This is a genomic window from Methylotenera versatilis 79, assembly GCF_000384375.1.
Taxonomy (GTDB): Bacteria; Pseudomonadota; Gammaproteobacteria; order Burkholderiales; family Methylophilaceae; genus Methylotenera_A; species Methylotenera_A versatilis_B.
In genome coordinates this window covers 2,272,322-2,294,684 of the sequence record NZ_ARVX01000001.1, presented here as the reverse complement: position 1 = coordinate 2,294,684, position 22,363 = coordinate 2,272,322, and the positions used below count along the sequence as shown (strand labels likewise).

General features: G+C 38.2%; 20 protein-coding genes. All 20 read left to right on the top strand.

The annotated features are described in order from the left end of the window. The 20 genes from METVE_RS0111080 (at position 1) to METVE_RS0110980 (ending at position 22,331) form a co-directional block, all read left to right on the top strand. Positions 1-1,896, top strand: coding sequence for a polysaccharide biosynthesis protein (locus tag METVE_RS0111080; protein WP_020168551.1), 1,896 nt, complete (start codon positions 1-3; stop codon positions 1,894-1,896). A 12-nt stretch (positions 1,897-1,908) separates the two neighbouring features. Next, positions 1,909-2,775 (top strand): UTP--glucose-1-phosphate uridylyltransferase GalU, encoded by an 867-nt coding sequence (gene galU / locus METVE_RS0111075; protein WP_020168550.1) that lies wholly within the window; start codon positions 1,909-1,911, stop codon positions 2,773-2,775. Positions 2,776-2,791: 16 nt separating this feature from the next. Next, positions 2,792-3,325 carry a hypoxanthine-guanine phosphoribosyltransferase gene (locus tag METVE_RS0111070; RefSeq protein WP_020168549.1) on the top strand — a complete coding sequence of 178 codons (534 nt, stop codon included), beginning with the start codon at positions 2,792-2,794 and terminating at the stop codon, positions 3,323-3,325. A gap of 198 nt (positions 3,326-3,523) precedes the next feature. Beyond that, complete coding sequence (gene epsA / locus METVE_RS0111060; protein ID WP_232415326.1) at positions 3,524-4,342, top strand: XrtB/PEP-CTERM-associated transcriptional regulator EpsA; 819 nt, start codon at positions 3,524-3,526, stop codon at positions 4,340-4,342. A 76-nt stretch (positions 4,343-4,418) separates the two neighbouring features. Then, positions 4,419-5,804, top strand: coding sequence for an undecaprenyl-phosphate glucose phosphotransferase (locus METVE_RS0111055; RefSeq protein WP_232496452.1), 1,386 nt, complete (start codon positions 4,419-4,421; stop codon positions 5,802-5,804). Positions 5,805-6,045: 241 nt separating this feature from the next. After that, complete coding sequence (locus tag METVE_RS0111050; RefSeq protein WP_020168545.1) at positions 6,046-6,606, top strand: polysaccharide biosynthesis/export family protein; 561 nt, start codon at positions 6,046-6,048, stop codon at positions 6,604-6,606. An 82-nt stretch (positions 6,607-6,688) separates the two neighbouring features. Beyond that, entirely contained in the window at positions 6,689-7,885 is a 1,197-nt protein-coding gene (locus METVE_RS0111045; RefSeq protein ID WP_232415325.1) for a hypothetical protein, read from the top strand. Positions 7,886-7,900: 15 nt separating this feature from the next. Then, the gene (locus METVE_RS0111040; protein ID WP_020168543.1) at positions 7,901-9,481 is read left to right on the top strand and encodes a GumC family protein; all 1,581 of its coding nucleotides are present in this window, start codon (positions 7,901-7,903) and stop codon (positions 9,479-9,481) included. Positions 9,482-9,489: 8 nt separating this feature from the next. Continuing rightward, complete coding sequence (locus tag METVE_RS0111035) at positions 9,490-10,329, top strand: CpsD/CapB family tyrosine-protein kinase (RefSeq protein WP_020168542.1); 840 nt, start codon at positions 9,490-9,492, stop codon at positions 10,327-10,329. A gap of 202 nt (positions 10,330-10,531) precedes the next feature. Next, positions 10,532-11,398, top strand: coding sequence for a 2OG-Fe(II) oxygenase (locus tag METVE_RS0111030; RefSeq protein WP_020168541.1), 867 nt, complete (start codon positions 10,532-10,534; stop codon positions 11,396-11,398). A 91-nt stretch (positions 11,399-11,489) separates the two neighbouring features. After that, the gene (locus METVE_RS0111025; RefSeq protein ID WP_020168540.1) at positions 11,490-12,476 is read left to right on the top strand and encodes a glycosyltransferase; all 987 of its coding nucleotides are present in this window, start codon (positions 11,490-11,492) and stop codon (positions 12,474-12,476) included. A gap of 49 nt (positions 12,477-12,525) precedes the next feature. Further along, positions 12,526-12,963 (top strand): serine O-acetyltransferase, encoded by a 438-nt coding sequence (locus tag METVE_RS0111020; RefSeq protein ID WP_232415324.1) that lies wholly within the window; start codon positions 12,526-12,528, stop codon positions 12,961-12,963. 59 nt (positions 12,964-13,022) lie between these two features. Beyond that, complete coding sequence (locus METVE_RS0111015) at positions 13,023-14,219, top strand: glycosyltransferase family 4 protein (RefSeq protein WP_020168538.1); 1,197 nt, start codon at positions 13,023-13,025, stop codon at positions 14,217-14,219. Between the two features lie 13 nt (positions 14,220-14,232). Beyond that, positions 14,233-15,417: a glycosyltransferase family 2 protein gene (locus METVE_RS0111010; protein ID WP_020168537.1), complete on the top strand. Its 1,185-nt coding sequence runs from the start codon at positions 14,233-14,235 to the stop codon at positions 15,415-15,417. A gap of 95 nt (positions 15,418-15,512) precedes the next feature. After that, the gene (locus tag METVE_RS0111005) at positions 15,513-16,457 is read left to right on the top strand and encodes a glycosyltransferase family 2 protein (protein ID WP_020168536.1); all 945 of its coding nucleotides are present in this window, start codon (positions 15,513-15,515) and stop codon (positions 16,455-16,457) included. An 18-nt stretch (positions 16,458-16,475) separates the two neighbouring features. Next, positions 16,476-16,982, top strand: a complete 507-nt coding sequence (locus tag METVE_RS0111000; RefSeq protein ID WP_020168535.1) for a serine O-acetyltransferase — start codon at positions 16,476-16,478, stop codon at positions 16,980-16,982. Positions 16,983-16,984: 2 nt separating this feature from the next. Then, positions 16,985-17,794: a WecB/TagA/CpsF family glycosyltransferase gene (locus METVE_RS0110995; RefSeq protein WP_020168534.1), complete on the top strand. Its 810-nt coding sequence runs from the start codon at positions 16,985-16,987 to the stop codon at positions 17,792-17,794. Beyond that, entirely contained in the window at positions 17,784-18,887 is a 1,104-nt protein-coding gene (locus METVE_RS0110990) for a TIGR03790 family protein (protein ID WP_020168533.1), read from the top strand. The genes METVE_RS0110995 and METVE_RS0110990 overlap by 11 nt, the downstream gene beginning before the upstream one ends. A 214-nt stretch (positions 18,888-19,101) precedes the next feature. After that, on the top strand, positions 19,102-21,489 hold the full coding sequence (locus METVE_RS0110985; RefSeq protein WP_020168532.1) for a tetratricopeptide repeat protein: 2,388 nt from the start codon (positions 19,102-19,104) through the stop codon (positions 21,487-21,489). A 23-nt stretch (positions 21,490-21,512) separates the two neighbouring features. After that, a complete protein-coding gene (locus tag METVE_RS0110980) occupies positions 21,513-22,331 on the top strand; it encodes an ExeA family protein (protein ID WP_020168531.1) in 819 nt (272 codons plus the stop codon). Positions 22,332-22,363 lie beyond the last annotated feature (32 nt).

Sequence of the window (22,363 nt, the reverse complement as noted above, 5' to 3'; positions counted from 1 at the left end):
ATGGTTAAAAGATTATTTAATTGGCGAATAGCGTCAGCATTTATCCACGATTTACTTGCGGTCAGCTTTGCGTGGATACTGGCTTATCTGCTTCGGTTTAACTTCAATATTCCACCAGAGTTTATACTTTCGCTTACGCAGGTGATGTTGTGGGCCGTGCCGCTACAAGTGGTTTTCTTTGTACAGTTTGGCCTTTACAAAGGCGTATGGCGCTTTGCCAGTTTGCCGGATTTACAACGTGTTCTAAAAGCGGTTTTAGCTGCTGCATTGCTGGTGGTGACATTGCTGTTTATGTTTAAACCGAGTAATTTCGTACCGAGATCCGTTCTGATTCTTGACCCAATTCTATTGATTTTAATGGTTGGCGGTAGTCGCTTTGTATACAGAGCTTGGAAAGATTATGCGTTGTATGGGCACACGCATATGCGAGGTGAGCCAGTATTGCTGCTAGGTGCAGGCGAAGCGGCAATTGCGTTGGTAAAAGATTTAGCCAGAAGTACAGAATGGCGCGTAGTTGGATTGTTGGATGATAATAGCGCGATGCATGGCCGCCAATTGCAAGGTGTAAAAGTGCTGGGCGGACTGAATCGATTAGCACATTATGCCGATTCTTTAGGGGCAAAGCACGCTATTGTTGTTATGCCGTCTGCATCACATAGCGCCAGAAAACATGCGGTTCAATTAGCGAATGAAGCAGGGATAGCGGTATTAACAGTACCTGCTTTTGACGATTTAATGAGTGGAAAAGTGAATATTTCGCAAATTAGAAAAGTGGATGTAGAAGATTTACTGGGACGAGATGCGGTTAAATTAGACAATACTGGTTTGCAGCATTTGATTGAAAATCACACAGTGATGGTGACTGGCGCAGGCGGATCGATAGGCTCAGAGTTGTGTCGGCAAATTATTAAATATAAACCTAACACATTGGTTTGTTTAGATATTTCTGAGTATGCACTGTATAACATTGAGCAAGAATTCAGTCGACAAGGGTTAACGATTAATTTGGTGTATAAAACTGGTGATGTTAAAAGTACTTATCGCGTAACAGAGTTACTGAGACAGTTTCAACCTTCTGTTGTGTTTCATGCAGCAGCGTACAAGCATGTGCCGCTGATGGAAAATGGTAATGTTTGGGAAGCATTAGCCAATAATGTGATTGGCACCCATACGCTGGCCAAAGCTTGTATGGATAATAAGGTGGCAAAATTCGTTTTAATTTCAACCGATAAAGCGGTTAACCCAACCAATGTGATGGGCGCTAGCAAACGGCTTGGTGAAATGGTCTGTCAGGGTTTACAAGGACATGAATTGGATTTTGGTGATAGCACGCGATTCGTAATCGTGCGCTTTGGTAATGTTTTAGGTAGCAGCGGCAGTGTAATACCCAAATTTAGAAAGCAGATTGCTAAAGGCGGGCCAATTACCATTACACATCCTGAAATCACACGTTATTTTATGTCTATTCCCGAAGCTGCGCAGTTGGTGATGCAAGCAGGGTTAATGGGTAACGGCGGCGAGATTTTTGTGCTGGATATGGGCGAGCCAGTTAAAATCGCTGCATTGGCCGCCGATATGATTCGGCTTTCTGGCTTGCAAGTAGAGGATATTAAAATTGAGTATGTTGGCTTGCGTCCGGGTGAGAAGCTTTATGAGGAGTTGCTTGCAGATGACGAGCATACGATTAGCACGCCGCATGAAAAATTACGCATAGCGTTAGCCAGGCCTGTTGATAAAGTTTGGGTTAAAAAACTATTGAAATGGATAGAACATTCTCAAGGGTTAAATGAAGAATTGATTAAGAATGAGTTAAAATTTTGGGTAGAAGAATATAGTCCGCAGCTACAAAGCGTTACGCATACTGAAATAGTGACTGAACAAATTACATTGCACTGAAAGATAATTAATATGACTACCATTACAAAAGCAGTTTTCCCTGTTGCAGGATTAGGTACACGTTTTTTACCAGCGACTAAAGCCAGTCCAAAAGAAATGTTACCAATAGTTGATAAGCCACTGATTCAATACGCCGCTGAAGAAGCAATAGCCGCAGGCGCCACAGAGCTTATTTTTATTACCGGGCGAAATAAACGATCCATTGAGGATCATTTTGATAATGCCAGTGAATTAGAAGCATCGCTGGAGGCTAGTGGTAAAAAAGCGATGTTAGAAGTGTTAAAAGCTATTTTACCGTCACATGTCTCTTGTATTTTTATTCGTCAGCCTAAAGCGCTTGGGCTTGGCCACGCTGTGCTTTGCGCTAAACCAGTGGTGGGAGATAATCCTTTCAGTGTAATTTTGGCAGATGATTTGATTGATGCGCCAATTGGTGCTACTGCACAAATGGCGGCAGTTTATGCGAGCAAGAAGGCGTCAGTATTGGGTGTTGAGGATGTGTTGCCATCAGAAACAGCCAGTTACGGTATTGTGGATGCATTTAATGTGGCTGAAAATTTACTACAATTAAAAAGCATTGTTGAAAAACCCAAGCCAGCAGACGCACCTTCAAATTTGGCAGTAGTAGGGCGCTATATTTTAACGCCTAAAATATTTGATTGTTTAGAGAAGGTTAAGCCTGGTAAAGGCGGAGAAATTCAGCTGACGGATGGTATTTCAGACCTTATGCAATTAGAACCTATTTTTGCTTATCGATTCGCAGGCAAGCGATTTGATTGTGGTAGTAAACTCGGCTTTATGAAGGCGAATGTGGAGTTAGCACTTCAACACCCAGAAATTGCAAAAGATTTCGCTGAGTACTTAAAGACTATTAAGTAAAGACATTGCTAAGCTGATGAGCACTGATGATCCGCAACGCTATATTCAAAATGCTGAGCTAATTTATGATGAGCACACTGTCAGCCAAGCTATTTCGTCAGTAGCCAAGCAGCTTAATACCTATTATGCGAATGAGTCGCCGGTGGTGCTGTGTGTAATGGGCGGCGGCGTTTTTTTTACTGGGCAATTGTTACCACAATTACAATTTTTGCTGGAATTTGATTATTTGCACGCCACTCGCTATCACGGTATTGAGGGCAGCGCAGTGGAATGGCTGGTAAAGCCTAAAAAAAATATTAACGCTAGAAAAGTATTAATATTAGATGATATTTTGGACGAAGGTATCACTTTAAAAAACATAGTGGATGAATGCAAATTATTAGGCGCAGCCGAAATTAAAGTAGCTGTTTTAGTCGAAAAAAAACTTGAAACGACTAAGCCAATTAGCGCGGATTATGTAGGGCTAATCGTACCAAATCGCTATGTGTTTGGATGTGGTATGGATGTATATGGATGGTGGCGAAATTTGCCTGCTATTTACGCTTTATAATAAAACGATTATTGTTAAAAATTATTAATTATTAAGAGACGTTAATAATTTGTTGTACAGTATTAAAACTGCATAGTGTCGAACAGATGACATCACTGATGATGCATTATCATAATACTGATATTTTTTACCATGATAAATATCATAACCAATTGATTTTAATCAATAATAAAACAAATTAGAAAGTTGGTATTAAAAATGCAATTGTATCCTCATCTAATCGATATGAATCGTGAGAGGCATGCAGTGATGGAAAATAATACAACAAACCAAAATTGGGAACAGGTTTTTAGAGTGATTCAAAAATCATTTTCTGTTCAAAAGCACGTTGATTTTTTTAATTGGTTACAAGGCAGTGTGAATGAGGTATTACCGCATGATATTTTAGTGGCTGCTTGGGGTGATTTTGCGACAGGTGATCTTAACTTTGATGTGTCATCGAATATCGATGATATTCGTACACAAAAACTAATTGATGCGCCGGGTGTATTTGCTTATTTGATGTCAAATTTGCATCAACGCTGGTTAGATAATGGCGAAAGATGGTTTCGGATCAACTTTTTTGATGCTGCCGGTATCAATGCGCAGTCGCCAACGCCTTTTACGCGTAAGTTGGTTGGAATGAACTCTTTGTTAGTTTATGGTGTGCGCGATACACGCGGAAAAAATGATTGCATCTATGTGTTTTTCGACAAGTCGCGTGAATTTCAAGTGCAACATTCAGTTTTGGGTCTATTGATGCCACATGTCGATTCTGCCTTACGACGTGTTGAATATATGGAAACACCAGTGACAGAAGAAGAGTTGATTGAAGAGTTGAATTTGGGTGGTTTGAGTGAGCGTGAGCATGAAATTTTACATTGGGTTAAAACAGGTAAAACTAATTTTGAAATCGGCATGATTTTGACGATTAGTCCCAATACTGTTAAAAATCACTTGAAGCGTATTTTTCAAAAATTAGATGTATCTTGCAGGGCGCAGGCTGTTGCTAAATACACGCCGCATAAGTTAGCTTAGGTTCTCATTTAGTATTATGGTTATTCGATCTAAATCCAGATCTGTGCTGCAGCGCAGACGAAGCCTCATTAATATATTGCAGCCATTATTAGATGGTGTTGCCATATTAGGTGTGGCATGGTTTTTTATTCAACTCAATGTTGGATATCTTACGCAGGATTACATCATTTTATTACTAGTCTTGCTCGGCTTGGTTTCTGTAATGTACGATCGGTTTGCAATTTATCGCACCAGTTCGAGTTTTGTAGCCAAATTATTTAGTTTATTCAATGCCTGGTCTATTAGTTTCTTAGCACTATTTGTATTAGGTTTTTTAACCAAACAAAGTCATGTTTATTCCCGTGTTTTCATTACGGAGTTATTTTTAGTAGGCTTTATTGCGCAGAGTATCATTCATTTTTTCATTAGAATCGTTAACCGCCGTATCAATAAACATTCTCATGTGACAGATAACGTCATTATTGTCGGACAAGGTCAATTAGCAAACTATTTAGAGCATAAAATAACTTCAAATCCTTGGTTAAATGAGCGTGTGATTGGAAATGTCTCGATCGAAGAAGAAATAAAGCGTAAGCGTAAAGCGCAAAAATCAGAACTTAATGATTATCCAACAAGCCGTACTATTCATCTAGGTAAAGTGGCTGAACTGCCTGATTTGATTGATGAACATGACATTAATACTATCTATATAGTGACGCCATTAGAGTCATCTAGAGTTTTAGAAGAGCTGTATTTTGTTTTACTTGATAAGCATGTAACTATTCATTGGATTCCGGATATTTTTTCACTTAGACTTATTAATCACAGTGTGAAAGAAATTGCAGGTATACCTGTATTAACCCTTTCTGAAACACCATTAACTGGTGTGAGTAAGCTGGGTAAAGCGATTGAAGACAAAGTACTTTCATTCTTAATTTTATTACTAATCACGCCAGTGCTAATCGTTGTGGCAATTGTAGTTAAACTCGATAGTCCTGGACCTGTCTTCTTTAGGCAAGATAGAACTGGTTGGAATGGCAAAACGTTTAGTATTTGGAAATTTCGTAGCATGCGCGTAAACCAACAAGTGGCGAATAATCAGCCACTTGAGCAAGCTAAAAAAAATGACTCACGTATTACTAAGGTAGGGGCTTTTATACGTAAAACTAGCTTAGATGAGTTGCCGCAAGTATTTAATGTGCTTAAAGGCGATATGTCATTGGTTGGACCAAGGCCGCATGCTGTACAGCATGATGAAGTTTACTCTCGACGCATCAGTGATTATTACGCACGACACAACATTAAGCCTGGTATCACAGGTTTAGCTCAGGTAAGAGGTTATAGGGGAGAAACAAAAGAAATAGACCAAATGACCAAACGTATCGAATCAGATATTGAGTATATTAATAACTGGTCGATCTGGTTAGATTTGTCTATTTTGATGCGTACAGTAACTGCTTTTACGGGCAAAGGTGCTTATTAATAATTTGTCGTTGATTATTTTGCTGTTACCCAGTTGGGCTATTGAGTAATTAGTTTAAAAATATAAGATTAAGTATTGAATTTGATTAAATTTAACGATATTTTTTGTATTAAATGATACATTTAGCAAAAATATGATATAAATCACTTTAATTACGTACTTTTTACAATAGAAAGGGCGACAAGCCCTTTTTATATATTATTGTTTCATCTAATATCATCTGTTTTACGGGGAGTAACACATGAACATCAAGCATTATTTTTCAGTTTTATTAGCTGGACTTTTATACGCGAATATTGCATTCAGTGTTGAGCTTCCAGAGTCTTATACGTTGCGCGAAGGTGATGTATTGGATGTATCGGTTTGGGGCGAAGAGACGCTAAAAAAAGAAGTTAAAGTATTGCCAGACGGTAGTATCACATTTCCATTAGCTGGTCGTGTAGATGTTTCAAATGCAACAACAACAGAAGTTGAAAAGCGCATTACTGAGAAGCTGAAAACTTATTTACCTGATCCACAGGTGACTGTTGTGATATCAAGTATCGAAGGCAACCGAGTTTATGTGATTGGTAAAGTGCTTAAGCCAGGCCCGATCTTATTAATTAGTCCCATGACAGTTATGCAAGCACTCAGTCAGGCTGGTGGCTTAGATAAATTTGCCGATTCTGATGATTTAAAAGTATTGCGTACTACTAAGGGAGTTCAAAACACTATTTCTGTCGATTATGATGATTTGATTAATGGAAAAAATTTGGATTCAAACATTCTGTTAAAAACAGGCGATACAATATTAGTCCCTTAAACTCGAACTCTCAAAACTATTGTCAGCCGCTACATGCATAGCTTTATGCAAAATATACGAATAGCTCTAAGAATGTATAAAATTGATTAGTAAATTAAATATTAAATTTTTACTTGCGAGCATGGTGATGTTTTCTTCATCTGCTGGAGCGGTTATCGTTTTGCAACAGGCGTCTTCCTCTTTTGACACCCAATATGACACCAATCCTCTTTTGAGGGAAGATAAACAGTCTATTTGGCGTTATACAATCACGCCTAGATACACAGTTGCTGCGGTGGAAGATCAGAATAGATGGTATGCCAATGGTGCTTTGGCTATACAGCGTAATTCAGACAAAAGAATTGTACAAGATCGAGAAGATCCGAGTCTTGATGTTGGTTGGCAGCGCGAGTATGAAAAAGGACGGTTTTTAATTGCTGCACGTTATGACAAAAGAAGTTCTCGCTTTAGTGAGTTTAATCAAAATGGTTTTGTAGATATTGATGGTAGTGCAGTGACAAGATCAGTTAACGCTAGTTGGACGCGTGCAATTACAGAACGATTGAATTATTCATTAGGTACAGAATACAAAAAAACTACTTACGACTCTTCACAGTTTTCCGACTCAGTTTCAAAGAGCATCAATTCTTCGTTCACTTATGAGTTTAATGAAAGAGTAAGTCCTTTTGTCCAAGTCGGGTATACAGATTTCAAATCTGACGGTGTAATAACGGGGAACGGATTACTTATTAATAATGGTAATGGTTTTTTTATTAATAATAATGTTGGTAATGGCGGTAGTAGTAAATCTAAAAACATATCTATTGGCGCAACAATTTATTTAAGTCCAAAATGGACGTTTGTTCCTAGCATTGGTGTTAATAAGGTGGACTCTGCAAGTCAGAACGCAAATACAGTATTAGGGGCCGCGTCGGGATCCGGCAGTATCGGTAATTTTGCATTACTTTACAAAGCAGAGAGAGCAAATTTAAAAGGCGTACTATCTCGCTCAGTATCCCCTAGTGGAGTGGGAGGTTTTGTTGAGTCAGATCAATTTAATTTGGCATATGACTACTTACTTACGGAAAAAAGCAGTCTGGGTGCTGGCTATAACATCAACAAAAATAAATCAGATTTTGATTCTAAATCGACACAAATTTCAGCTTGGTACACTAAAGAGTTGACTGAAATGTGGCAAATGCGATTTTCAGTCGAAAGTAGAAATCAGAAAAATTTCAATCAAGATGTTAACGGAAATGTGGTCGGACTCACATTTACTTACAGTACACCAGAGTTTTAAGAAACCCAATACGATATGGCGAATGAATACGAACTAACCCTTGGCGATTATCTATCTATTTTGAAACGTAGATGGCTACAAATGCTAGTGGTTTTCATCTTGATTTTAATGGCGGCAGTTTCTGTAGCGGTGTTTTTTCCGCCAACTTATCAGTCAACCGGCACTATTTTAATTGAATCGCAACAAATCCCTGATGACGTAGTTAAAGCAACTGTTACAAGCTATGCAGGTGAACGTATTGAGGTTATTAAGCAAAGGGTGATGACCAGAGATAATTTGTATCGCATTATCCAAAAATATAATTTATATCCTAAAAAGATTGACTCAGAAACTACCTCAACATTAATTGATGGTATGCGTGAAAGCATTTCAGTTGTTTTGGTCAATGCGGATGTTGAGCGCAGTGGTGGTGGCCGGGCGACGATTGCATTTAAAGTGGGCTTTGAATATGAAAGGCCTGAAGTTGCACATAAAGTCGCTAATGAAATAGTCACGTTATTTTTAGATGAGAATGTAAAAGCACGGACTGCGCGCGCAACTGAAACAACAGAATTTCTGACACAAGAGGTAGAGAGTTTAAGAAAAGAATTGGAAGGTGTAGAAAATAGAGTTGCTACTTATAAGCAAGAGCATTCAAACTCATTGCCAGAGCACATGGAAATGCACATGACTTTGTTGCAGCGAGCAGAGTCAGATATAAAAGAGGTTGATCGTGACTACAAATCAACGCAGGAAGAATTAAGGTATTTGGATGTTGAGCTGGCTTCAGCCAAGGCGAATATAAAGACCAATGCAAATGGTGAAGTGATTAGTCCTACATCAGAGTTAGAAAAATCAAAAGCTGAACTTGAACGTTCATTAGGTTTGTATAAAGAAACACATCCAACCATTCGTGCGCTTAAAAGAAAAATTGAAGCTTTAGAAAACTCCACAGAAACAAAAGTCGATGCAAAACCTGTTAAAAGCGATATTGCATCTGATTTAGTTACGGCTAAGGTTCAAGCGCAAATCGAAGCGGCAAAGGTTAGACTAAATTCCTTGGCGCAACAAAGAAAATCCCTTGAAAGCAAAGTGGATCAGCTGCAAGCTCAAGTAACATTAAGCCCTCAAGTAGAGAGGGGTTTATTTACTTTAATGAGAGATTATGAGAATGCTAAAACTAAGTACGAAGAGGTCAAATCTAAACAAATTAATGCAAAAATTGCAGAAAATTTAGAGCAAGAAAATAAGGCTGAGCGCTTTTCAATGTTGGAGCCGCCTATTTTTCCTGACAAACCGATTAAGCCAAATAGAAAAAAAATAATTGCATTAGGCTTTGGTGGCGGATTGGTAGGCGCGCTCGCTTTAGCGCTGTTGCTTGAGTCATTAGATAGAAGAGTACGTGGAGTGGAAGCTTTAACCTCACTGATCAACATGAGACCTTTAGTGATTATTCCTTACATTTCAACAAATAACGAATTAAAGCGTAGAAAAAACTTTAATAAATATATATTGGTATCAATATTGGCTACTATCATAGTCTCACTATTAATTATTCATTTTGTTTTTATGCCGCTTGATTTGTTAATAGTTAAGTTAATGGCTAGATTCGCATAGAGATTGTTATGGAAAAAATTAAAGACGCACTTGCTAAAGCAAAAGTAGAAAATGTCGGGAATAGAGTAAATGCTCGAGTTGCTCAATCGGAAGTTGTCACGCAACAAACTATTAAAGGCTTTCCGAACACCGAAAATGAACTAGGTATGATTGCCTATTTAAATACGCCGATTATCAAGTTAGATAGCACACATTTAGAAAAGAACAGAATCGTTGCACACACTAAAAGCGATGTAAACAGTTATAGCTTCGATTCTTTAAGAACGCAAATTCTACAAAAAATGGAAGAGAATAATTGGCGAACGATTGCTGTTGTTTCTCCAACACCACAATCCGGCAAAACATTAATTTCGATTAATTTGGCAATTAGCATCGCACATCAGCCACAAAAAACTGCAATTTTGGTAGATTTTGATTTGCGTAGACCCAAAGTAGCAACCTACTTGGGTATACATACAGAAAAATCAATGAACGATTATCTACAAGATAAAGCGCTACTTAAAGATATTATGATTAATCCTGGTATTGATCGCTTGGTTGTGGTTCCAACAATGAAACCAGTTTCAAAATCAGCTGAGATGCTTTCATCAAGAAAAGTGACTAACCTTATAGCCGAGTTAAGGGATCGTTATGAATCAAGAATAGTTATTTTTGATTGCCCGCCTGTACTGAACTCTGATGATGCGATGGTGTTGCTACCACAGGTGGACTGCATATTGTTGGTAATAGCCAATGGCATGTCTACACAATCTGAAATTGAAGAGACCTTACATCACCTGCCAAAAAACAACCTATTAGGCGTCGTCTTAAATAAAGCCGAAATGGAATCAAAAGCTTATTACTACTGAGTCTTCTAACTATTGGGGCAGCTTAATCTATTAAATAACTTTTTAATTTATCAACGGTGTTTTTTAAAGTAATTAGATTTAATCAACTAAGCTTTCTTCTATGTTTTGACTCAGTAACAACTTAATGGGCTATTGCTAGTCTATCGTGAATGTTATAAATTGTATTAACATCTATTTTTGATTCAATTTTCAGGACTTTAGTATGTTTCAGCAAGCAACAATGCCAATTACGATGAGTGACGGCGTGCAATTAGACGTTAAAGAAGCTCAAAAGTATGGGGAAAATTTAAGCGGTGATTACTGCTTTGCAGAGCCGTTTCCGCATATTGTGATTGATAACTTTCTACCTGAAGCATTGATAGATAAGATTCTTGAAAATTTTCCTAAGGAAAAACTCGCAAACGATGTAGTGTTTGAAATGGGCTATGCAGGGTTACACAAAAGACAAGTAGCGCCAGCGGATTGCAATGGGTTTTGTCGTGAAGTATTCGGCTTTTTTAATTCTTTACCAATGGTACAATTTTTGGAGTCACTTACAACCATTCAATCTTTAATCCCCGATCCGCATTTCACAGGTGGTGGATTCCACGAAACTTCCACTGGCGGAAAATTAGGCATACATGCCGACTTTAGAGTGAATGAGCAGCTACATTTAAATAGACGAATAAATGTAATTATTTATTTAAATAAAGAGTGGAATGAGGATTTCGGTGGAAAACTAGAGTTGTGGGACAAGAGCATGCAGAATAAAGTGCATAGTATTGCGCCAATTTACAACCGTTGTGTGATATTTAACACAGATGCCGACAGTTTTCATGGGCATCCTGATCCGTTAGCTACACCGGAAAACGTTAAACGCAGATCATTAGCGCTTTATTATTACACTGCTTCCAAACGTATTTATGATGAATCAGTTTCTCATTCTACAATGTATAAAGCTAGGGCAAATGAAGATGCCGCGACTAGAAGAGAAATCAGACGTTCAACAATCGATAACTATCTAAAAGATTTAACACCACCAATTTTTTTTAGAATTTTCACAAGAGTGCGGGATAAGTTGGGGTTTTAAATTAGTAACATTTGTGTGCTAAGAGCGGTGTCTAAGCCTCAACGCAAGTTTTAAACTTAAACAATATTAATCTACAAAGAATATAGGCTCTGTGCAAACTATTCAGACAGCAGTTGGTATAGTCATCATAGGCCGCAATGAGGGTTCACGCTTGGTGCGCTGTTTAGACTCATTGTCTGACTTTGCACCACAAATGATTTACGTCGATTCGGCATCAACTGATCATTCATTAGCTGAGGCGAAAACTCGCGGTGCGCATGTGGTTTCATTAGATATGTCACAGTCTTTCACTGCAGCAAGAGCTAGAAATACAGGCTTTGACGCAATTACTGCACTTTTCCCAGAAATAAAATTTGTGCAATTTGTGGATGGTGACTGCATCGTGAATAGTCAATGGATAAAAACAGCCGTTGATTTTTTGTATAGTAATCCAGAAGTTGCCGTGGCTTGTGGTCGCCGGCGAGAGCTTTTTCCACAGCATTCTATTTATAATCAAATGTGCGATCAAGAGTGGAATACACCGGTCGGTGAAGCGAAAGCATGCGGCGGAGATGCTTTAATGCGTGCCGATGTAATGAAATTAGTAGGTGGGTACAACAATCATTTAATTGCGGGTGAAGAGCCTGAACTATGCATTAGGATAAGAAAAGCAGGTTATCGTATATGGCGAATTGATGCTGAGATGACTTTACACGATGCGGCAATTACAAAGTTTGGCCAATGGTGGAAGCGCGCTATGCGTACTGGATATGCTTATGCAGAAGGATCTCATTTGCATGGAGCTGCACCAGAATGTCACTGGGTTGCAGAATCAAGACGTGCTTGGATTTGGGGACTTTTGCTACCATTCTTTATATTATCAGCTTTCACTGTGAGTTACACTCTAGGTTTGTTGTTATTTTGTATATATCCCTTACAAGTGTTACGACTGACATTTAAAAATAAACAATTAAATAAAAGTGCATTCGTATATTCTTTTTTTATGATTATGGGTAAGTTTGCAGAAGTTATAGGCCAAGTTAAATTTTGGTCTAATAAATTCTCAAATAAAAAAGGTAAAATAATTGAGTATAAGTGATCAAATCTCAGACATACAACCAGATTGGACTAGAGAACATAAAAGTTTGATGTCTTGGGATCCATCTAGGTCACTTTTAGCGAGTATTAGAGCTTATCAAAAATATAGTCATAGCCCATCTTTTTTCATATTTAGAAAAATAGCTGTGTTTAGATATCGTTTTTGGAGCATTGTAACTGGGACGGATATTGCAATTAATTGTCAATTGGGAGGAGGGCTGTTGATGCCTCATCCTAACGGCGTTGTGATACATCCACAAGCGATAATTGGCCCTAATTGTCTTATATTTCAACAAGTTACAATTGGAACGGTTGAAGGCTCCAAACACCCATTTATTGAAGGGCATGTTGATATTGGAGCTGGAGCTAAGATTTTGGGGGGTATTCACATAGGCGCACACGCAAAAATCGGTGCTAATGCGGTAGTTTTAATTGATGTTCCTTCTGGAAAAACAGCTGCTGGTATTCCAGCCAAAATTAAAAATTGAATTAATCATATTAAATGTATGGTTTATCACATCTTCTTTTGATTAAGTTAAATTAAATTATGCGTGTTGCTTATATCCTTAATCAATATCCTAAAGTTAGTCATACTTTTATCCGTCGTGAAATTTTAGCATTAGAGCGCTTAGGTATTGAAGTGCAGCGTATTTCAATGCGCGGTTGGGATGAAAGTCAAATTGATAGCGATGATATCAGTGAGCAAGCTAAGACTCAGTATGTTTTAAAAGAGGGCGTATTTCCTCTGTTATTTTCTGCTTTAAAAATACTGTTAACTAAGCCGATAGCTTTTATTACAGCCTCAAAACTAGCCATTAAGATGAGCATTAAAGCAGATAGAGCTTTAATTTATCATTTGATTTATTTGTTTGAAGCTTGCCAAGCTTTTAATTGGTCCCAACAATTTAAAGCAACGCATATTCACGCACATTTCGGTACTAATCCTAGTGAAGTTGCTATGTTAATGAGTGTGCTTAGTAACGTGCCCTATAGTTTTACGGTGCATGGGCCAGAAGAGTTCGATCGGCCGAAATTTTTAAAAATTGACGAAAAAATTAATCGAGCAAAATTTGTAGTGGCAATTTCATCGTTTGGTAAAAGTCAGTTACAGCGTTGGGTTGATTTTTCACAATGGCAAAAAATAAAAATCGTGCATTGTGGTTTGGAGTCAAGCTTTTATAAGATTGACGCAGTCACGTTTCCTATTAAGCCAAAATTTGTTTGTGTTGGACGTTTATGTGAGCAAAAAGGCCAGCTTATATTGGTAGAGGCCGCAAAAAAATTAGCGGATGCCAATGTGGATTTTGAGCTGGTTTTAGCAGGTGATGGCGAAATGCGGCAACAGATTAAAGCATTAATTGCACAATATGCATTGCAAAATCGCATAACAATCACTGGCTGGATCAGTAGCGAGGCCGTTAGACAGTATATATTGGATTCGCAAGTGTTAGTGTTGCCAAGTTTTGCAGAGGGCTTGCCCGTTGTTATTATGGAAGCGATGTCGCTTAAACGACCTGTTATTTCAACTTATATTGCTGGCATTCCTGAATTAATTAAACATGCTGAAAATGGCTGGTTGTGTGTTGCAGGAGATGTTGATGATTTAACTCAAACCATGCAGCATGCTTTATCGACACCACTAGAAAAGTTGCAGAAAATGGGTGAAGCTGCTTACACTAGCGTTATTGCTCGGCATGATATTGATATTGAAGCCGCAAAACTAGCAAATCATTTTAGGCAATAATTTAAGTATCAATATGATTATATTACAAACGGTATTGCTGATCATCACTGTAGTTATAGCGATACCCGTCTTGGTGTTGTTCATGCAGGTTTTAGCATCGCTATTTTGGTCAAAGCGTCAAGACTCAATTCAGGCGACAAACAGTCATCATTCGATTGCAATCATCATCCCAGCACATAATGAGTCAACTGGAATTGTGGCAACGATACAATCTATATTGCCACAATTAAAATCTCAAGATCGACTGATTGTGGTGGCAGATAACTGTACGGATGATACAGAAAAAGTGGCGCGCGACTCAGGTGCAATTGTTGTTGTTCGGGAGAACAAAGAATTACGTGGCAAAAGCTATGCACTTGATTTTGGTTTGCAATCTCTTAAAAACAATCCGCCACAAATCGTCATTATTATTGATGCAGATTGCACAGTTTCTGAAAATGCTATTCCTGCGCTGGCGAATGCTTGCGATTTTTATCAAAGACCAATACAGGCACTTTATTTAATGTCTTCGTTGTCTAACTCCAGTCTTAAAACAAAGATTGCTCAGTTCGCTTGGGTTGTTAAAAATCAAGTACGCCCACTTGGTTTTAAAGTTTTAGGCCTGCCATGTCAGTTAATGGGAACAGGAATGGCGTTTTTGTGGAATGATCTCGCGCATACGCAGCTAGCCAGCGGTCATATTGCTGAAGACATGAAGTTGGGCATAGATTTGTGTAGAGTAAATAAGGCACCGTTGTTTTTCCCACAAGTGCTTGTATCGAGTTTTTTTCCGACAGCGCAAGATGCAGAAAAAAGTCAGCGAGCCCGTTGGGAACATGGGCATTTAGGGATTATATTAAGTGATGCGCCAGCATTATTTATTGAAGCCGTCAAAACTAAAAATTTGCAAATGTTAGGAATGGCTTTCGACTTAATTGTGCCGCCATTAGCAGCGCTTGCTTTAATCTGTTGTTTTTTGTTTTTAACTGTTCTGACTATTCAGCAAATAATCCCCATTAACATCGTATTAATCAGTGCCAGTTTGGTTCTCATCGCCTTAGTGATTGCAGTTTTGGTTGCTTGGTTTTTCTTTGGCAGGAGCATCATCAGTTTTAAACAGCTTTGTTATGCGCCTATTTATGCGCTCATTAAAATCCCACTTTATCTTAAATTTTTTGTTAATCGCCAAGTAGAATGGGTTCGCACTAAGCGAGATTGATTGATAAAAATAAGATGTGGTACGCTAATTGCTATGTTCTATTTGGCAGTCGAATTAGTAATGTTACAAATAAGTATTAATTAAGGTGTAATCGTTTGGTCATTTCAGTCATATTAATCAGTTATAACACCGCAGAAATGAGTGTTGAAGCACTTAACGCTTTATTTGCATCTCAAGGCGAATTCACCTTAGAAGTATTTGTAGTTGATAACGCCTCTAAAGACGATTCTGTGGCCAGGATAAAAAAAGCCTTTCCTCAAGTTACCTTGATTGAGAATATTGTCAATGTGGGCTTTGGTCGTGCTAATAATCAAGTATTAGATTTAGCCACCGGTGAGTATATTCTTTTGTTGAATACAGACGCATTTGTACAGCCTGACACCATCGCAAAAACTATTCAATATGCAGAATCACAGCCTAGATGCGGCGTGTTGGGTGTTCGACTAGTCGGACGTGATGGTGAGCAACAGCCTTCTTGTCGTTATTTCCCCACACCTTTTAATTTATTTGCGTTCCGATTGGGTTTGACGCGTTGGTTTTCAAAACTACAGATGGTTGACGATGTAGATTGGAATCCTTCAATTACTGAAAGCTGTGATTGGGTGCCAGGTTGCTATTACTTGATTCGCAAGGAAGTGATTAATCAGGTGGGACTTTTTGATCCAATATATTTTTTATATAGCGAGGAAGTTGACCATTGTTTTGCAGTAAAAAAAGCGGGCTGGGATGTTATTTATTTCGCTGATGCTTCTGTTGTACATATTGGTGGGGAAAGTGCCAAGTCTGATGGGAAAGTGACAACAAGTGGCAAGCAATTAAGTGTGCTTCAAGCAGAAAGTGAATTACTTTACTTTAGAAAAAATCACGGATTTTTAAGCGCTGTTTTAAATATAATGTTAGTTTTATTAGCAGATTTCATTCAGCTTATAAAAGACTTAATCAGATTGAAACTACATAAAAATAGTCCTTTTTTTGTTGGTAGCAAACTTACATTAATCAGTGCATTTAAAACGCGTATAGGTAGTATCCCTGTCAGATAATGGCGCTACAATTCACACATGTTTAATCACATCAAACAAGATTTAAAGAATTATCAAGGTAACTGGGCAGCACAGGGGTTTTGGGTGATGCTGGTGTATCGGTTTGGTAGATGGCGTTACACCTTGAATAACGCAATCCTGCGCAAATTTTTCTCATTTTTATATAAATTATTGTATAAATTTGCACAAATTATCACAGGCATAGAACTGCCTTGTGAGGTGGAAGTTGGTGAGAATTTTTTGATTGATCATTTTGGCGGCGTTGTGGTTAGCGGTTATGCGAAATTTGGCGATAACTGCAGAATTAGAAACGGTGTGGTAGTCGGACTTAAAAGTGTGACTGATCCATGCGCCCCCCAAATTGGTAATAATGTGGATATTGGTGCAGGTGCTAAACTGCTTGGCAACATTAAAATTGGTAACAATGTGAGTATTGGCGCTAATGCAGTTGTATTGATTGATGTGCCAGATAATGCAATTGCAGTAGGTGTTCCTGCGGTGGTTAAAATGAAAAAGCTAAGTTAACCATGATTCAATCATCAAAAAAGCGCGTGCGTTTATTTGGGGCAGATATTGATCCACTTAATATGCAAGAAACAGTTAGTTTAATTAACAGCTGGATTGCACAGCCACAAAACCAGTGTCATTTCGTTGTGACACCTAATGTCGATCATATCGTCAAACTGCAAACTGATGTTGGTTTGCAAAAAGCCTATAAAGACGCGTCACTGGTTGTGACGGATGGTAGACCTGTAGTTTGGGCGGCTGATTTGTTAGGCGTGAAATTACCGGGAACTGTGCCAGGTAGTGATTTGGTGCCAGCACTTTTTGAACATGCGCAGGCAAATCATCAATCATTAACGGTTTTTTTATTGGGTGCAATGCCAGGAGTTGCTGACCGCGCTAAGGATATTATTCATGCAACTTGGCCAATGGTAAAAGTGGTTGGTACATTAAGCCCTGATTTTGGTTTTGAGAAAAAACCAGTTGTATCAAAAGCTATCTGTGAAGCCGTAAATGCAAGCGGTGCGGATTTATTGCTACTAGGTTTAGGCGCGCCAAAACAGGAGTTGTGGATTGCTCAACATTCGACAGAACTATCTGTAAAAGTAGCTTTGTGTATTGGTGCCACGATTGATTTTATAGCAGGCGAGAAATCGCGTGCACCAGTTTGGATGCAGAAAATAGGCTTGGAATGGTTGCATCGTATGCTTTCTGAGCCCAGAAGACTGGCTAAGCGTTATATTATAGATGCGATTATATTTCCTAAGTTGATTTTTAATGAGTGGCTTTTGCGTCGACAATTACCTTCTGATCGTCAGGCTAATGTTGATTAAAAAACAGATTAAACGGCTGTTTTATTTAGTTGCTAATAAGTTTGGCGCGCTGTCTGAAATTCGATTTTTGGTGATTTTGGGTCTGTTATTTTCGGTTAATGTATCAGCTGGTGAACCTTCAACTTCAACTTCTACTTTTACGGCAAATAACGTCGCGGTGATTGTGAATGTAAATGATGCTAATAGCATTGCTATTGGCGATTATTATATTAATGCGAGAAATATCCCTAAAAAAAATCTCATCACTGTCGATATACCTACGGGGGTTGCGGCATTAAGCGAAGTGCAGTTTAAATCGCTTCGTGAAAAGATTTTTTCTAATATTGGAGATGATATTGAGGTGATTGTATTGGCTTGGACAAGGCCGTATGCGGTTAATTGTAATGCCATTACTGCTGCGATTACATTGGGATACCAAGCCAAGCAATGTGAAGATAGCTGTGCAGTTGGTATTGATAATCCATACTTTAATAGTCATACACACAATCCAAAAAAAGATTTCAACATGCGTTTATCCATATTGTTGCCGACTGATTCGATTGAAGTTGCAAAAAATATGATTGATAAAGGTGTGTTAAGTAGCTTTAAGCTGAACGAATCAACCGCATACTTTTTAAAAACCAAAGATGAAGCTAGAAGCAAGCCACGGGAAGCATTTTTTCCAAAGGACTTAACGAAAGTAGAGTCTAAAAAGTTGTGGATACGCACAATAAGTGCTGACAGTATCAGAGATAAAAAAGATGTGATGTTTTATTTTACAGGTGCAGTTTCTGTACCTTACTTAGAAACGCTTAATTTTATGCCAGGCGCTGTGGCTGATCATTTAACTTCAGGCGGTGGCGTACTGGTAGATGGTGGACAAATGTCTAGTTTAAAATGGCTGGAGGCTGGCGCTACAGGTACTTTTGGCTCAGTTTCAGAGCCTTGTAATTATTGGCAAAAATTTCCTAATCCAGCTGTATTGCTCACGCATTATTTGGCCGGGGAAACATTAATTGAATCTTATTGGAAAAGTATTTACTGGCCGACCCAGGGTTTGATTTTGGGTGAGCCATTAGCAGCGCCTTATTCCGCAATTACTTCTGGTTTTTAAGTGATGGTAAATTAAGTTGTAATTAGAAATTAACGTTAATAAATTAGTTAACACATAAAATTGATTAACTTTCTCAACTGATTGATTAAAATAATAAGATTGAATCAAATAGCCCATATGGGTGTTTGTTGCACCATTGTTATTTTTTACTGATAAACTGATACATAAATCATTAGATATATTCATAATTTAGATTGCTGAAGAAGATTCAAACATGAAAAATGCACTAGTTAGCTTACTGATTACACTCGGGTTGATCTTAACCGTTTCTGGCTGCTCATCGCCTGAAGAAAAAGCAGAGAAATACTATCTAAAAGGTATGGAGTTGCTTGAGAAGGATCCTGATAAAGCAAGGCTAGAATTTCAAAATGCATTGCAAATGAAAAAAGTAATGCCTAAAGCCACCTATGCTTTGGCTTTAATCGCAGAGCGTAAAGGCGATTTTAAAACGACGTATGCATTGATGAATCAAGTGCTTGAAAGAGAACCAACAAATATAGATGCGCTGGTTAAAACGGGGCAAATATTATTAGCTGCAGGTAAGGTTGATCTTGCGCTTGAAAGAAGTAACAAAGCATTTGAAGTCGATAAAAACAATGTGTCAGCGCTTAATTTGCGTGCAGCTATTCAGTTGAAGTTGAACGATACGAAAGGTGCGCTAGAGTATGCAAATTTAGCTTTAAGCAAAGATCCTAATAATCAAGATGCTTATATTTTATTGGCGACTGAGCGATTATCAGCTAAAGACAACCTTAAGGCTATGGAGTATTTAGATCAGGCTTTATCCAAAAACGAAAAAAATCTTGCCGTGCAATTGATTAGAATCAAAGTATTAGAAGATTTATCTAAAGTACAAGAAGCAGATCAATCTTTTCAAAAAATGATTATTTTGTTTTCAGATAAAAGCATTGTGAGAAAAAGCTATGCTCAATTTTTGCTTAAATATAATCGTCAGCCAGAAGCAGAACAGCAATTACGTGCGATAGCAGAAATGTCGTCTGATGTAGCACCAAAATTAGATATTGTTCGATTCGTTATTGCGACTAAAGGACCAGATGCAGGGCGTTTAGAATTAGAAAATTTTGTAAAAAAAGAGCCTAATAATTATGAGCTAGCTTTTGCTTTGGTAAATTTATATCAACTGCAAAAAATGCCGCAACAAGAAGATAAATTACTAGGAGAAATCAAAGATAAAGCGGGCAATACACCTGATGGCTATAAGGCGCAAAGTATGATTGCGTACAAGCTGATTCAAGCTGGCAAAAAAGAAGAAGCAAGTAAGATGCTAAATGCTATTTTAAAAGCTGATAAAAGTAATGGACAAGCATTAACATTAAGAGCAGGTATAGCTTTAGAAGCGAAAAATTATGATGCTGCCATTAGTGATTTAAGAACGGTAACACTCGATTCGCCAACTGCTTTCGGTGCTATGGTGATGTTGGCATCAGCACATGAGAATTCTGGATCACCACAGCTGGCGGAAGAACAATATGTTAAAGCGTTTGAAACGAGCAAATTTTCGCCCACCTATGGTATTCCTTATGCACAGTTTTTAATGCGCCGCAAACAACCAGAGCGTGCTGAAAAAGTCTTTGAAGATATGTTGACAGCAAATCCTAATAATCCTGTTGTGCTACGCTCACTTGCACAAGCTAAAATTGCACGTGGAGATTATGCTGGTGCTCAAGCGCTTGCAGACCGAGCAAAAAACCAGAATGATAAAAATCCATTAGCTGATCAAATTGAAGGTGCTATTTCGATTGGTCAAAATGATTTAGAAGGTGCGTTAAGTGCATTTAAACGAGCACATGATGCCGCGCCAAATGAAACACAGCCTATTGTTGCTGTTGTTAGAACATATATGCGCGCAGGTAAGCCGAAAGAAGCGCTTGCATTTATTGATAGCGTATTAAAAGACAATCCTAATAATGCTGAAGCGCAACTGATTAAGGGTCAGATTTATTTAAGTTCTGGCAATATACAGGGAGCACAACAAATACTCTCTAGCTTTGTACAGGCGAATCCGAAAAATCCTACTGGCTATCAGCAGTTAGCAATTGCGCAACAACAGGCAAATCAGCTGGCAGAAGCTGAAAAAACGATTCAAGCGGGATTGAAAGAGTTACCTAATGACTTTAATTTGATGTTAACTCAAACTGAATTGCTTGTAGGTGCTAATCGTATTGATGATGCAATTAAAGTGTATGAAGATATGTTAAAACAGCGTCCAGAGTTTGAAATTGCAAGTAATAATTTAGCAAATCTTTTACTGGATTATCGTAACGATCAAGCCAGCTTTGCACGCGCACATACTTTAGCAAAAGATTTAAAAAATAGTACAACACCACAATTTTTAGATACATATGGTTGGGCGAGTTACAAAGTCGGAGAGTTTGATGCTGCGAAGAAAGCATTAGAATCTGCGATTCAGAAAGCACCTGAAATTGCCATATTTCAATATCACTTGGCTAAAATTTATATTGCAAAAAATGACCCTGTGTCCGCAAAGCAAGCATTACAAAAATCCATCAAACTATCTGAGAATCAACCCCTTTCTCAAAAAGAAAAAGATGATGCCATTGCCTTACTTAAAACCTTATAGCCGCATAGTCTGGACAACACAAAATGTATGAAAGCTTTTACGGTTTAAAAGAAAAACCTTTTTCAATTCAACCAGATCCGGAATTTTTATTTTTTAGTCTTCGCCACAGCATGGCATATGCAATGCTTGAATACGGCGTTCAGAACCGTGCAGGTTTCTCTGTGATTTGCGGCGAAATAGGCTGTGGTAAAACAACGTTAGTGCGTCATTTACTCAATAATCTAGGTGATGAGCTAACTGTCGGTATTGTTTACAACACTCACGAGCATATTGATGACTTACTCGGCTGGATAATGCTTTCGTTTAATCAGCCGTATGAAGGTAAATCCAATTTAGCGCTTTATGATGCTTTTCAACAGTTTTTAATCAAATGTTACACCGAAAATAAACGTGTAGTGTTGATTGTTGACGAGGCGCAAAACTTAAGCCCTGCAGCGTTAGAGTCACTTCGCATGCTGTCTAATATTAATGCGGATAAAGATCAATTATTGCAAATAATATTGGTTGGGCAGCCTCAATTAAGAGATTTACTCCGTAGACCAGATTTGCAGCAATTTTTCCAACGTGTTTCGGTGGACTTTTTTATTCCACCTTTAGAGTCTTTCGAAGCCGATAAATACATTCATCATCGCCTTCATGTAGCAGGGCGTGATGCACTTTTATTTACGCCCGCCGCAACGCGTTTAATTGGCGAGGCAGCTAAGGGCATTCCACGTAGTATTAATATTCTTTGCGATACGGCGTTGGTATATGGTTACTCAACCAACGCAGAGAAAATTGATGTTGGACTAGTGCGTGAAGTGATTAAGGATAGAGCAGAGTTTGGCGTACTGGGCATTTAGTACATTTTAGTATTTAAAAACAGTCGTCAATT

Bases quoted from the DNA above. Each gene is read 5' to 3' on its own strand.
- METVE_RS0111080 (WP_020168551.1), top strand. From the start codon at position 1: ATGGTTAAAAGATTATTTAATTGGCGAATAGCGTCAGCATTTATCCAC.
- galU (WP_020168550.1), top strand. From the start codon at position 1,909: ATGACTACCATTACAAAAGCAGTTTTCCCTGTTGCAGGATTAGGTACA.
- METVE_RS0111070 (WP_020168549.1), top strand. From the start codon at position 2,792: ATGAGCACTGATGATCCGCAACGCTATATTCAAAATGCTGAGCTAATT.
- epsA (WP_232415326.1), top strand. From the start codon at position 3,524: ATGCAATTGTATCCTCATCTAATCGATATGAATCGTGAGAGGCATGCA.
- METVE_RS0111050 (WP_020168545.1), top strand. From the start codon at position 6,046: ATGAACATCAAGCATTATTTTTCAGTTTTATTAGCTGGACTTTTATAC.
- METVE_RS0111040 (WP_020168543.1), top strand. From the start codon at position 7,901: ATGGCGAATGAATACGAACTAACCCTTGGCGATTATCTATCTATTTTG.
- METVE_RS0111035 (WP_020168542.1), top strand. From the start codon at position 9,490: ATGGAAAAAATTAAAGACGCACTTGCTAAAGCAAAAGTAGAAAATGTC.
- METVE_RS0111030 (WP_020168541.1), top strand. From the start codon at position 10,532: ATGTTTCAGCAAGCAACAATGCCAATTACGATGAGTGACGGCGTGCAA.
- METVE_RS0111020 (WP_232415324.1), top strand. From the start codon at position 12,526: ATGTCTTGGGATCCATCTAGGTCACTTTTAGCGAGTATTAGAGCTTAT.
- METVE_RS0111015 (WP_020168538.1), top strand. From the start codon at position 13,023: ATGCGTGTTGCTTATATCCTTAATCAATATCCTAAAGTTAGTCATACT.
- METVE_RS0111010 (WP_020168537.1), top strand. From the start codon at position 14,233: ATGATTATATTACAAACGGTATTGCTGATCATCACTGTAGTTATAGCG.
- METVE_RS0111000 (WP_020168535.1), top strand. From the start codon at position 16,476: ATGTTTAATCACATCAAACAAGATTTAAAGAATTATCAAGGTAACTGG.
- METVE_RS0110995 (WP_020168534.1), top strand. From the start codon at position 16,985: ATGATTCAATCATCAAAAAAGCGCGTGCGTTTATTTGGGGCAGATATT.
- METVE_RS0110990 (WP_020168533.1), top strand. From the start codon at position 17,784: ATGTTGATTAAAAAACAGATTAAACGGCTGTTTTATTTAGTTGCTAAT.
- METVE_RS0110985 (WP_020168532.1), top strand. From the start codon at position 19,102: ATGAAAAATGCACTAGTTAGCTTACTGATTACACTCGGGTTGATCTTA.
- METVE_RS0110980 (WP_020168531.1), top strand. From the start codon at position 21,513: ATGTATGAAAGCTTTTACGGTTTAAAAGAAAAACCTTTTTCAATTCAA.